11 protein-coding genes are annotated in these 12539 nt (G+C 57.7%); 8 read left to right on the top strand and 3 right to left on the bottom strand.

From position 1 onward, the window contains the following. The first annotated feature begins 143 nt into the window (after positions 1 to 143). The 5 genes from greB (at position 144) to feoC (ending at position 6141) form a co-directional block, all read left to right on the top strand. Entirely contained in the window at positions 144 to 617 is a 474-nt protein-coding gene (gene greB / locus AC3WOK_RS21130; RefSeq protein WP_059311227.1) for a transcription elongation factor GreB, read from the top strand. Between the two features lie 88 nt (positions 618 to 705). Next, on the top strand, positions 706 to 3036 hold the full coding sequence (locus AC3WOK_RS21125; protein WP_063958045.1) for a Tex family protein: 2331 nt from the start codon (positions 706 to 708) through the stop codon (positions 3034 to 3036). Between the two features lie 281 nt (positions 3037 to 3317). Beyond that, positions 3318 to 3545, top strand: coding sequence for a ferrous iron transporter A (gene feoA, locus AC3WOK_RS21120; RefSeq protein ID WP_008503050.1), 228 nt, complete (start codon positions 3318 to 3320; stop codon positions 3543 to 3545). 30 nt (positions 3546 to 3575) lie between these two features. Further along, on the top strand, positions 3576 to 5894 hold the full coding sequence (gene feoB / locus AC3WOK_RS21115) for a Fe(2+) transporter permease subunit FeoB (protein ID WP_492355078.1): 2319 nt from the start codon (positions 3576 to 3578) through the stop codon (positions 5892 to 5894). A gap of 10 nt (positions 5895 to 5904) precedes the next feature. Continuing rightward, positions 5905 to 6141 (top strand): [Fe-S]-dependent transcriptional repressor FeoC, encoded by a 237-nt coding sequence (feoC, locus tag AC3WOK_RS21110; RefSeq protein WP_492355077.1) that lies wholly within the window; start codon positions 5905 to 5907, stop codon positions 6139 to 6141. A 33-nt stretch (positions 6142 to 6174) separates the two neighbouring features. Here feoC and AC3WOK_RS21105 read toward each other — a convergent pair whose 3' ends face one another. Beyond that, a complete protein-coding gene (locus AC3WOK_RS21105) occupies positions 6175 to 6444 on the bottom strand; it encodes a YdgH/BhsA/McbA-like domain containing protein (RefSeq protein WP_047345736.1) in 270 nt (89 codons plus the stop codon). Positions 6445 to 6555: 111 nt separating this feature from the next. Then, positions 6556 to 7329 carry a pimeloyl-ACP methyl ester esterase BioH gene (gene bioH / locus AC3WOK_RS21100; protein WP_063958044.1) on the bottom strand — a complete coding sequence of 258 codons (774 nt, stop codon included), beginning with the start codon at positions 7327 to 7329 and terminating at the stop codon, positions 6556 to 6558. A 36-nt stretch (positions 7330 to 7365) separates the two neighbouring features. Between bioH and gntX the strand changes: the two genes are divergently transcribed. From gntX to gntT, 3 genes are all read left to right on the top strand, one after another. Further along, positions 7366 to 8049 (top strand): DNA utilization protein GntX, encoded by a 684-nt coding sequence (gntX, locus tag AC3WOK_RS21095; RefSeq protein ID WP_059311222.1) that lies wholly within the window; start codon positions 7366 to 7368, stop codon positions 8047 to 8049. A gap of 61 nt (positions 8050 to 8110) precedes the next feature. After that, complete coding sequence (nfuA, locus tag AC3WOK_RS21090) at positions 8111 to 8686, top strand: Fe-S biogenesis protein NfuA (RefSeq protein WP_003861601.1); 576 nt, start codon at positions 8111 to 8113, stop codon at positions 8684 to 8686. A 366-nt stretch (positions 8687 to 9052) separates the two neighbouring features. Beyond that, positions 9053 to 10369 (top strand): gluconate transporter, encoded by a 1317-nt coding sequence (gene gntT, locus AC3WOK_RS21085; RefSeq protein ID WP_047345733.1) that lies wholly within the window; start codon positions 9053 to 9055, stop codon positions 10367 to 10369. A gap of 88 nt (positions 10370 to 10457) precedes the next feature. Here gntT and malQ read toward each other — a convergent pair whose 3' ends face one another. Further along, complete coding sequence (gene malQ, locus AC3WOK_RS21080) at positions 10458 to 12536, bottom strand: 4-alpha-glucanotransferase (protein WP_492355076.1); 2079 nt, start codon at positions 12534 to 12536, stop codon at positions 10458 to 10460. Positions 12537 to 12539 lie beyond the last annotated feature (3 nt).

Here is a 12539-nt window from a genome sequence, read left to right as displayed (position 1 = left end):
TAGTCGAAATTGTTACAAAGCATATTTAACAGCAGCTTATCTGCACATTTCATCACATAAATCATTATTAACGCTGTCTGTTACGCTATGTGATACGTAATGTGCGCAAGGTTTGCAATGATGTCGAGTCTGAAGGTCACCCAATGAAAACGCCCCTGATCACCCGCGAAGGGTACGAAAAACTCAAAAAAGAGATGGATTACCTGTGGCGCGAAGAGCGTCCTGAAGTGACCAAAAAGGTTACCTGGGCGGCAAGCCTGGGCGATCGCAGCGAAAATGCTGACTACCAGTACAACAAAAAGCGGCTGCGCGAAATTGACCGCCGGGTTCGCTATCTGACGAAATGCCTGGAGAACCTTAAAATTGTCGATTACTCCCCGCAGCAGGAGGGCAAAGTGTTCTTCGGCGCATGGGTTGAGATTGAAAACGACAACGGCGACACCCTGCGTTTTCGCATTGTCGGCTACGATGAAATTTTTGGCCGTAAGGATTACATCTCCATTGACTCCCCGATGGCCCGCGCGCTGCTGAAAAAGGAAGTGGGCGACCTGGCCGTCGTTCAGACCCCTTCCGGTGAAGCCAGCTGGTACGTGAACGAAATCGAGTACGTTAAATAGTCCGAGAGCGCCCTCCCCGGCTGGCATTTTGCCGTGTCAGCCCGTATAACTATCCCCTGATTTTTTCGACTCAACAGATGATAAAGCCATGATGAAAGATTCGCTCTGCCGCATTATTGCGGGTGATATTCAGGCCAGAGCCGAACAGGTAGAAGCTGCCGTTCGCCTGCTTGATGAAGGGAACACCGTGCCGTTTATTGCGCGCTATCGTAAGGAAGTCACCGGCGGTCTGGATGACACGCAGCTGCGTAACCTGGAGACCCGTCTGGGTTATTTGCGCGAGCTGGAAGAACGTCGTCAGGCGATCCTCAAATCCATCGGCGAACAGGGCAAGCTGACCGGCGAGCTGGAAAGCGCCATTAACGGCACCCTGAGCAAAACCGAACTCGAAGACCTCTATCTGCCATACAAGCCGAAGCGCCGCACGCGCGGGCAGATTGCGATTGAAGCGGGTCTTGAGCCGCTGGCAGACCTGCTGTGGAACGCGCCGTCGCACGATCCGGAAACCGAAGCGGCGAAATTTATCGACGCCGACAAAGGCGTTGCGGACACGAAGGCCGCACTCGATGGCGCACGCTACATTCTGATGGAGCGCTTCGCCGAAGACGCTGCCCTGCTCGCCAAAGTGCGTGATTACCTGTGGAAGAACGCACACATCGTCTCTACCGTCGTTGCGGGCAAAGAGGAAGAGGGCGCGAAATTCCGCGACTACTTCGATCACCACGAACCGATTTCTACCACCCCTTCTCACCGCGCGCTGGCGATGTTCCGCGGCCGCAACGAAGGCGTGCTGCAGCTCTCCCTGAACGCCGACCCGCAGTTTGACGAGCCGCCGAAAGAGAGCCACTGCGAGCAGATCATCATCGACCATCTTGGCCTGCGCCTGAACAACGCCCCGGCAGACAGCTGGCGCAAAGGCGTGGTGAGCTGGACCTGGCGCATCAAGGTGCTGATGCACCTGGAAACCGAGCTGATGGGTACCGTGCGCGAGCGCGCCGAAGATGAAGCCATCAACGTCTTCGCCCGTAACCTGCACGACCTGCTGATGGCCGCCCCTGCCGGCCTGCGCGCGACCATGGGTCTCGATCCGGGCCTGCGCACCGGCGTGAAGGTGGCCGTGGTTGACGGCACCGGCAAGCTGGTGGCTACCGATACCATCTATCCGCACACCGGACAGGCAGCGAAAGCGGCCGTCGTGGTGGCGGCGCTGTGCGAGAAGTATAACGTGGAGCTGGTCGCCATTGGCAACGGCACGGCGTCCCGCGAAACCGAACGTTTCTACCTCGACGTGCAGAAGCAGTTCCCGAAAGTGACGGCGCAGAAAGTGATCGTCAGCGAAGCGGGGGCGTCCGTCTATTCCGCGTCTGAGCTGGCGGCGCAGGAGTTCCCGGACCTGGACGTTTCCCTGCGCGGTGCGGTCTCTATCGCTCGCCGCCTGCAGGATCCGCTGGCGGAACTGGTGAAGATCGACCCGAAATCCATCGGTGTGGGCCAGTATCAGCACGACGTGAGCCAGACTCAGCTGGCGCGCAAGCTGGATGCGGTTGTGGAAGACTGCGTAAACGCCGTCGGCGTTGACCTGAACACCGCTTCCGTTCCTCTGCTGACCCGCGTGGCGGGCTTAACGCGCATGATGGCGCAGAACATCGTCGCCTGGCGCGATGAGAACGGCCAGTTCCAGAACCGCCAGCAGTTGCTGAAGGTAAGCCGTCTCGGACCAAAAGCGTTTGAGCAGTGCGCGGGTTTCCTGCGCATCAACCACGGCGATAACCCGCTCGATGCCTCCACCGTTCACCCGGAAGCGTACCCGGTGGTGGAACGCATTCTGGCCGCCACCCAGCAGGCGCTGAAAGACCTGATGGGCGACAACAGCGCCCTGCGCAACCTGAAAGCCGTGGATTTCACCGACGATAAATTTGGCGTGCCAACCGTCACCGACATTATCAAAGAGCTGGAAAAACCAGGTCGCGATCCGCGTCCTGAGTTCAAAACGGCGACCTTTGCCGACGGCATCGAAACCATGAACGATCTGCTGCCGGGCATGGTTCTGGAAGGCGCGGTAACGAACGTTACCAACTTTGGCGCGTTTGTGGATATCGGCGTGCATCAGGATGGTCTGGTGCATATATCATCCCTTGCCGACAAGTTCGTTGAAGACCCACACACCGTGGTCAAAGCGGGCGACATCGTGAAGGTTAAAGTGCTGGAAGTGGATCTGCAGCGCAAGCGTATCGCCCTGACCATGCGTCTGGACGAGCAGCCAGGCGACACCAACGCGCGCCGTGGCGGCAATGGCGGTGGCCGCGAGCAGCAGCGCCCGGCCGCTAAAGCCGCGAAACCGCGCGGACGCGATGCCCAGCCAGCAGGTAACAGCGCGATGATGGATGCGCTGGCGGCAGCGATGGGTAAGAAACGCTAAACCCTCACCCTAACCCTCTCCCCACAGGGGAGAGGGAATATTATTGTGCCGTAATATATGAAACCGATTGCACAGCCATATTTAAACCACTAATTATCACCCCGTTAACAAATAATCCCCTTTTCGTTTTCCCTTCATTTCAGCAAATATTGAGCAAGGTCAAACAGGCCGTAAATTAATACCGCAAACAACATTCCGTCACAGTTTTAATATTGCTGATAAAAACTATTCTCATTATCATCCCATAGTAGATAATTTAACCTTTCGTGGAATCAGGCATTATGCAATTCACTCCAGACAGTGCATGGAAGATTACCGGTTTTACCCGCGAAATTAGCCCTGCCTATCGGCAGAAGCTGCTGTCACTGGGCATGCTGCCCGGCTCGTCATTCCAGGTGGTACGCGTGGCGCCGCTCGGCGATCCGGTTCATATCGAAACCCGCCGCGTGAATCTGGTACTGCGTAAGAAAGACCTCGCATTAATAGAAGTCGAAGCCTTATCCCGATAACAAGCCAGCGGTTTCAGTGAGTCTAAAAAAATGAAAAAGTTAACTATTGGCTTAATTGGCAATCCTAATTCCGGCAAGACTACGCTTTTTAACCAGCTGACGGGAGCTCGCCAGCGCGTAGGAAACTGGGCCGGCGTGACGGTCGAACGTAAAGAAGGCCAGTTCACGACAACCGACAACCAGGTCACGCTGGTTGACCTCCCCGGCACCTATTCCTTAACCACCATTTCGTCGCAAACCTCGCTTGATGAGCAAATTGCCTGTCACTATATTCTTGGCGGCGACGCGGACCTGCTGATCAACGTGGTCGATGCCTCCAACCTCGAGCGTAACCTTTATCTCACGCTGCAGCTGCTGGAGCTGGGGATCCCCTGCATCGTGGCGCTCAACATGCTCGACATTGCGGAAAAGCAAAAGCTGCGCATCGACGTCGATGCCCTCTCCGCGCGCCTCGGGTGCCCGGTCGTTCCGCTGGTTTCGACGCGCGCTCGCGGGATTGATGCGCTGAAGCTGGCCATCGATCGCCACGCGGGCAACCGCGACGTTGAGCTGGTGCATTACGCAAAGCCCCTCCTGCGCGAAGCCAATATGCTGGCGCAGAAGATGGACAACAGCATGCCTGCGAAACAGCGCCTGTGGCTCGGTCTGCAGATGCTGGAAGGCGATATCTACAGCCGCGCTTACGCCGGACATGCGGCTGATAAACTGGACGTAACGATAGCCCGTCTTCGCGACGAGCTGGACGACCCGGCGCTGCACATCGCCGATGCGCGTTACCAGGCCATCGCCTCGATCTGCGACGTGGTCAGTAACGCCCTCACGGCGGAACCCAGCCGCTTTACGGCTGCGGTGGATAAGGTCGTGCTTAACCGCTTCCTCGGCCTGCCCGTCTTCCTGCTGGTAATGTACGTGATGTTCCTGCTCGCCATTAACATCGGTGGCGCACTGCAGCCCATTTTCGATGCCGGTTCCGTGGCGGTCTTCGTGCACGGAATTCAGTGGGTGGGTTACACCCTGCACTTCCCGGAATGGCTAACCATCTTCCTCGCACAAGGGCTCGGCGGCGGTATCAACACCGTTCTGCCGCTGGTGCCACAGATCGGCATGATGTATCTGTTCCTCTCGTTCCTGGAAGACTCCGGCTACATGGCGCGCGCCGCGTTCGTGATGGACCGTCTGATGCAGGCGCTGGGCCTGCCGGGTAAATCCTTCGTCCCGCTGATTGTCGGCTTCGGCTGTAACGTCCCGTCGGTGATGGGCGCACGCACGCTTGATGCGCCGCGCGAGCGTCTGATGACCATCATGATGGCGCCATTTATGTCCTGCGGCGCCCGTCTGGCAATCTTTGCCGTCTTTGCGGCAGCCTTCTTTGGTCAGCAGGGCGCGCTGGCGGTCTTCTCGCTGTATGTGCTGGGCATCGTGATGGCGATCCTGACCGGCTTAATGCTGAAACACACGATCATGCGCGGTGAAGCCTCGCCGTTTGTGATGGAGCTGCCGGTGTATCACGTGCCGCATCTGAAAAGCCTGGTGATCCAGACCTGGCAGCGCCTGAAAGGCTTTGTGCTGCGCGCCGGTAAGGTGATTGTCATCGTCAGTATTTTCCTGAGCGCGCTGAACAGCTTCACCCTCAGCGGGCAGGCGGCAGACAACATCAACGACTCGGCCCTTGCCTCCGTCAGCCGCGTCATCACCCCGGTCTTCAAACCGATTGGCGTGCATGAGGATAACTGGCAGGCAACCGTCGGGCTGTTCACCGGCGCGATGGCGAAAGAGGTGGTTGTCGGCACTCTGAACACGCTCTACACCGCAGAGAACATTCAGGAGCAGGAGTTTAATCCAGCAGAGTTTCATCTCGGTCATGAACTGCTGGGTGCCGTAGAGGAAACCTGGCAGAGCCTGAAAGAGACCTTCAGCCTGAGCGTGCTGGCCAACCCGATTGAAGCCAGCAAAGGCGACGGTGAAATGGCGACGGGTGCCATGGGCGTGATGAGCGAGAAATTTGGCAGCGCGTCCGCGGCCTATAGCTACCTCATCTTTGTTCTGCTCTACATTCCGTGCATCTCCGTGATGGGGGCGATTGCCCGCGAGTCCAGCCGCGGCTGGATGGGCTTCTCCATCCTGTGGGGGTTAAACATTGCGTACTCGCTGGCGACGCTCTTCTATCAGACCGTTAACTTCAGCCAACACCCGCGCTACAGCCTGGTCTGCATCCTCGCGGTGGTTCTGTTTAACGCGATCGTTCTCGGCCTGCTGCGGCGCGCGCGCAGCCGCGTCGATATCGACCTGCTGGCTAATCGTAAAACCGCCGCGACCTGCTGCAGCAGCCCGGCGGGCGACTGTCACTAAGGAGCACACGATGGCATCGTTGATTCAGGTTCGTGACCTGCTGGCGCTACAGGGGCGGATGGAGGCCAAACAATTAAGCCTCACCCTGCATACGCCGCAGCCGATGATCGATGCCATGCTGGAAAGGCTTGAAGCGATGGGGAAAGCCGTGCGGATTCAGGAAGACGCGGACGGTTGCCTCTCCGGCAGTTGTAAAAGCTGTCCGGAAGGCAAAGCCTGCCTCAGGGAGTGGTGGGCACTGCGCTAATAGAGCCGGGCATCGCTGCCCGGCTTTATCGTATTACTTATACACGTCCGCCGTTGCGCGCACGTTTTTGGTCTGCTTTTCAGCACTGGTAACAACGTAGTACGTCCCACCCAGCTCATCCGCTTTCTTCGACAGCTCTGCTCTTGCATCCATCGGCGCGGTGGTGTCAGACGTAGAAATCTCACCAACTTTGGTCAGATTCATTCCTGCAACTTTATCTTTTTCCAGCTCTTTTGCCGCAAAGGCGCCAAATGAAAGTGACCCAATAACCAGAGAAGTGACAATACCTGTAACAAGTTTCATAGCCTGACTCTCCATAGGATTGTTGTTTTGATTATCGTAGGCAGAACAACCGCAACGACAACTGGAGTATGGTTGCGGTGTGTTACTTTTTCCAGGCTGGATGGAAAATAATCAGTCGAAACGTTGACTTAACGCAATGAGCGCTGAACAAAATTCGACCGGATGAGAGATAAACGGGGCATGCGCGGCTTTGGCAATGACCTGCGATTCGCTGTCCGGCCAGAGCGCATCCAGGAGCGGCACCACTTTGCGCGGCACAAGGCCGTCGAGGTAGCCATAGATGCGCAGGTGCGGCACTGCCAGCGAGGCCAGCGGCTCGCGCAGGTCAACGGTTTTCAGGATCTCCAGCCCGCCGTTAAGCACCTCTACGTCCGGCATCGGCAGGGAAAGCACGGTCTGCTTCAGCGTTCTCGCATCCTGACGCGCGGTTTCCGTGCCCATCGTCTGCAGGGCGAGGAAGCGCTCTACGGTCCGCTGGAAATCCTCGCTCAGCTGCTGCTGGAAGCTCGCCAGAACGTCAGGCTTTATGCCCGGCCACGCCTCTTGCGCGCTAAAACATGGCGATGACGCCACGGTCACCAGCGCCTTCACGCGTTCGGGCTGCGACAGCGCAATCTGGCTCGCCACCAGCCCGCCCAGGCTCCAGCCGAGCCAGATGGCGTTTTGTGGCGCTGCGTCCAGAACCTGTTGCGCCATCTCATCAAGCGACATCGCCCCAAAACCGCGGCTGCGGCCAAAACCGGGTAAGTCCACCAGATGCAGCGTGAAATGCGAGGCAAGTTCCTCACTTATGCAATGCCATACTTCTGCATTCAGGCCCCATCCGTGCAGCAGCACAAGATGGCAATTTCCTGTCCCTGCAGTCTGCCACCACAGCGTCTTCATCAGTTACTGTTCTCTTTTTTCACATGGAGGTTGCACATGCTAACAGTGCCCGGCGCGTGCTGGCTATGCCAAATGCCGCTTGCACTCAGCGGATGGGGCATCTGCTCCGTCTGCACGCGATCGCTGGAAGGGCGAATCGCGACCTGCCCACAGTGTGGTTTACCGGCCACGAACCCCGTTCTGCCCTGCGGCCGTTGTCTGAAAAAATCCCCACCGTGGAGCGCGCTGGTGGCCGTGGATGATTATGTTCCGCCGCTGAGCAGGCTTATTCACGCGCTGAAATTTTCCGGCCAGAGTTCCCTGGCACAGCCCCTTGCCCGCCTGCTATTGCTGGCGGTTTTGCAGGCGCGTCGTCACCGGGGACTACCGAAAATCGACAGGGTGATGAATGTGCCCTTATACCGACGCCGACACTGGCGGCGCGGCTATAACCAGAGCGATCTGATCTGCCGCCCCCTCGCCCGCTGGCTCGGCTGTCGGTATGACGCCAGCGCGCTTACGCGCGTCCACGCCACCGCCATTCAGCACCAGCTCAGCGCCCGGCTTCGCAAAAGAAACCTCAAAAATGCCTTTCGCCTTGAATTGCCGGTCGACGGTCTCCATATCGCGATTGTGGATGATGTCGTCACCACGGGCAGCACCGTTGCTGAACTTTCCCGACTGCTTTTGCGAAGCGGCGCCGCGTCGGTTCAGGTATGGTGTCTGTGCCGTACCTTGTAGCCCTTCTTCAATGGGCGTATGATTATACCCAGGTAATTTAGTCAACTATTAGGCCAAAGCTATGATCCGTATTTCCGATTCTGCACAAGCGCACTTTGCCAAACTGCTGGCAAATCAGGAAGAAGGGACGCAGATCCGCGTGTTTGTGATTAATCCAGGCACTCCGAATGCAGAATGTGGTGTTTCTTATTGTCCTCCGGACGCTGTGGAAGCCACCGACACTGCCCTTAAGTTTGAACAGCTCACCGCCTACGTTGATGAGCTGAGCGCACCGTATCTTGAAGATGCGGAGATCGACTTCGTCACCGATCAGCTGGGTTCTCAGCTGACCCTGAAAGCGCCAAACGCGAAAATGCGTAAAGTGTCTGACGATGCCCCACTGATGGAGCGCGTTGAGTATCTGCTGCAATCCCAGATCAACCCGCAGCTGGCTGGCCACGGCGGCCGTGTTTCCCTGATGGAAATCACGGAAGACGGTCTGGCGATCCTGCAGTTCGGCGGCGGTTGTAACGGCTGTTCCATGGTGGATGTGACCCTGAAAGAAGGGATCGAGAAGCAGCTGCTGAACGAATTCCCGGAACTGAAAGGCGTGCGCGACCTGACCGAACACCAGCGCGGCGAGCACTCTTACTACTAATTCAGTGCCCGTCTGTATTGCCCGGTGGCGCTGCGCTTACCGGGCCTACAAAACAGTTACTGCATCCGAATCGTAGGCCGGGTAAGGCGAAGCCGCCACCCGGCTTTTGTTTTCCCGCCGCTCCCCCTCTATATGTTGACCTGCGTCTCATAATTCAAATTTAGCCTCCCAGGGTGATTCTCAATCGCGTCATGTTACCCGTATCATTCTCGTGGGCACTCAGCATCCTTATAACAGCCGACTAAACTTAATGGTTTCGAAGGCACCAGTATGAGTGCCGTTAACGCTCTGTTCCCAGTTGGGACAATCGGAATTTGTCGTTGAAACAATGACGTTACCCATAACAATTCAAAGGCCAGGTAAATCATGCCATTAGTCATCGTTGCTATCGGTGTTGTGTTATTACTGCTCTTGATGATCCGTTTCAAAATGAACGGATTTATCGCTCTGGTTCTGGTGGCACTTGCAGTCGGTCTGATGCAAGGGATGCCGCTGGTTAAAGTTATCAGCTCGATTAAAGCCGGCGTCGGCGGCACGCTCGGCAGCCTGGCGTTGATCATGGGCTTCGGCGCTATGCTCGGCAAAATGCTGGCGGACTGCGGGGGCGCGCAGCGTATTGCCACCACGCTTATTGAAAAATTTGGCAAAAAGAACATTCAGTGGGCAGTGGTGTTAACCGGTTTTACCGTCGGTTTTGCGCTGTTCTATGAAGTGGGCTTCGTGCTGATGCTGCCGCTGGTGTTCACCATCGCCGCCGCGGCCAACATCCCGCTGCTGTTCGTCGGTGTGCCAATGGCTGCGGCGCTGTCCGTTACCCACGGCTTCCTGCCGCCGCACCCGGGCCCAACCGCTATCGCCACCATTTTCCACGCAGATATGGGTAAAACCCTCCTGTTCGGTACGATTCTGGCGATCCCAACGGTAATCCTGGCAGGCCCTGTTTATGCCCGCTTCCTGAAAGGCATTGATAAGCCGATTCCTGAAGGTCTGTACAGCGCGAAAACCTTCACCGAAGAAGAGATGCCTGGCTTTGGCGTCAGCGTCTGGACTTCTCTGGTACCGGTTATTCTGATGGCGATGCGCGCCGTGGCGGAGATGATCCTGCCTAAAGGTCATCCGTTCCTGTCAGTCGCCGAGTTCCTGGGTGACCCGGTGATGGCGACCCTGATTGCGGTCCTGATCGCGATGTTCACCTTCGGTCTGAACCGCGGTCGTTCAATGGATCAGATCAACGACACGCTGACCTCGTCCATCAAAATCATTGCCATGATGCTCCTGATCATCGGCGGCGGCGGTGCGTTCAAGCAGGTTCTGGTCGACAGCGGCGTGGACAAATACATCGCGGCCATGATGCACGAAACCAACGTGTCACCGCTCCTGATGGCCTGGTCTATCGCCGCGGTGCTGCGTATTGCGCTGGGCTCCGCGACCGTTGCGGCGATCACCGCAGGCGGCATCGTTGCCCCGCTGATTGCCACGACAGGCGTGAGCCCTGAGCTGATGGTTATCGCGGTGGGTTCCGGTAGCGTGATTTTCTCTCACGTAAACGATCCGGGCTTCTGGCTGTTCAAGGAGTACTTCAACCTGACCATCGGTGAAACCATCAAGTCGTGGTCCGCGCTGGAAACCATTATTTCGGTGTGCGGTCTGGTCGGGGTTCTGCTGTTGAATATGGTGGTTTGATGCCATAAGTCGGGTGGCGGCTTCGCCTTACCCGACCTACATGAGCGCTACCGGATAATAAAAAACCCGCCACTGGCGGGTTTTTTTATCACTTCTTCGCGGCTGCTTTTCGCCGCTTGTCCAAATCCTTAATCAGCCTGTTCACCCCGTCATCGGCAAACATCGTCTCAAGCGTGATGGACAGCTTGCGGCGCCAGTTCTTGTACTGATAGCTGGTGCCCGGGATGTTGACCGGTTCCGCCATATCAATCCAGTCTTCCGGCTGCAGGCCCAGCAGGGCACTGTTGCTGTCGGCAATGTAGCGCTGCAAACCACGGTTGAGCGTGGAGGTCATGGACATCAGCGACGCCTTATGCCCGGCACGTTTCGGCAGGCAGCCCTGCTTGTGCAGCGCATCCAGCAGCCCCTGTTTGGAGAGCTCACGATCCTGATACAGACCGCGCAGGACCTCTTCATCAGGATACAGGCCCAGCGTTTTGCCAAGGGTTAGATCGCCGCTTTCCCAATAGCCACGAAGCGTAGGAAGGTCATGCGTCGTCGCGACTGCCATTGACTGTTCAGGGTACGCTTTCGGCGCGCGGAAGGTTTTCTCATGGTCGTTTTCAAAATAGAGCACTTTATAGGAGTAAACGCCGCTGTCGCGGAGCTTGCTGACAATTTCCACCGGCACGGTGCCGAGATCTTCACCGATCACCATGCACTGATGACGCTTGCTTTCCAGCGCCAGGATCGACAGCAGATCGTCAACCGGATACTGCACGTACGCCCCGTGATCCGCCGTTTCACCGTACGGGATCCACCACAGGCGCAGCACGGACATCACGTGGTCAATACGCAGCGCGCCGCAGTTCTGCATGTTGGCGCGCAGCAGGTCGATAAACGGCTCGTACGCGCGCGCCGCCATCACGTGTGGATCCATCGGCGGCAGGCCCCAATTCTGGCCGAGCGGGCCCAGGATATCCGGCGGCGCACCGACGGACGCCTTCAGGCAGTAGAGTTCTCGGTCGCACCAGGTTTCCGCGCCGCCCTCGGCCACGCCGACGGCCAGGTCTCGATACAGGCCGACAGGCATCTTATAGCCCTGGCTCACCTGCCAGCAGGCGGCAAACTGGCTGTACGCCAGCCACTGCAGCCACAGGTAGAAGTCCACTTCATCCGCGTATTTTTTACAGAACGCTTTCACTTCCGGCGTGTCGACGGATTGATACGCTTCAGGCCAGACCGGCCAGCCCCAGCGCATTTCGTCCTCTTTCACCTGATACGCGTGCAGCGCATCAAATGCCGCCTGCCAGTACAGGCTCTCACCCTCTTGCGTGACAAACTGGCGGAACGCGGCCATCTGCTCGTCATCGCGCTGCGAAAAGCCTTTCCACGCCAGGCGCAGCGCGGCCATTTTCAGCGCCGTGACGGTAGAATAGTCCACCCAGTCCGCGTCGCGCGCCTGCTTCAGCGCCTGCTGCGTGGTGCTGAGGTTCCACCACGCCTGTGCCTCTTTGCTGTTTGTGAAGTCGTCTAACGCATTAACGTCGATGTAAATCACGTTCAGCCAGCGGCGGGATGACGGGCTATACGGGCTGGCACTCTCCGGGTTAGCCGGATAAAGCGCGTGGATCGGGTTGAGGCCGATAAACGCGCCGCCGCGCTCCCCCACAGAGGCCAGCATCTTTTTCAGATCGCCAAAATCACCAATGCCCCAGTTGCTTTCGGAACGCAGGGTGTAGAGCTGCACGCAGGCGCCCCACAGCTTTTTGCCCTCAAGCAACGCCTGCGGCTCATAGCAGCGTTTTGGCGCGACGATCACCCGGCAGTGAAAACGCTGATCATCCTGGGTGAGCGTTAAGGTGTGGTAGCCCTCCGGCAGCTTCGCCGGAAGGTTAAGGGTTTTGCCGCCGGTGGCGTGGCCTTTGTGCTGCTGGCCGTCTTCGGTGGTGAGCAGCCAGTTAAACTCGCCGCGCCCCTCCACCGTCAGCGGCATCTTTTTACCCGAGGTGAAAACCTTCACGTTCGGGACCGGCGCAGCCGACGCTTTCGCGTCGGTTTTGTGCATGGCATCCAGCAAACGTCTTTTGGTGTCGGCGCCAATAGACTGCGGTTTGCCGTGAGCATTAATGTAACTGAGGCTGATCCCCGCCGCCTGCGCGGCGCTGTCCAGACGTTTACTCTCCATCGC

The sequence above is a fragment of the Enterobacter sp. FW301-JW81 genome (assembly GCF_058788735.1).
The sequence above is the reverse complement of the archived record's forward strand: the minus strand, read 5'-3'. Positions and strand labels throughout refer to the sequence as shown.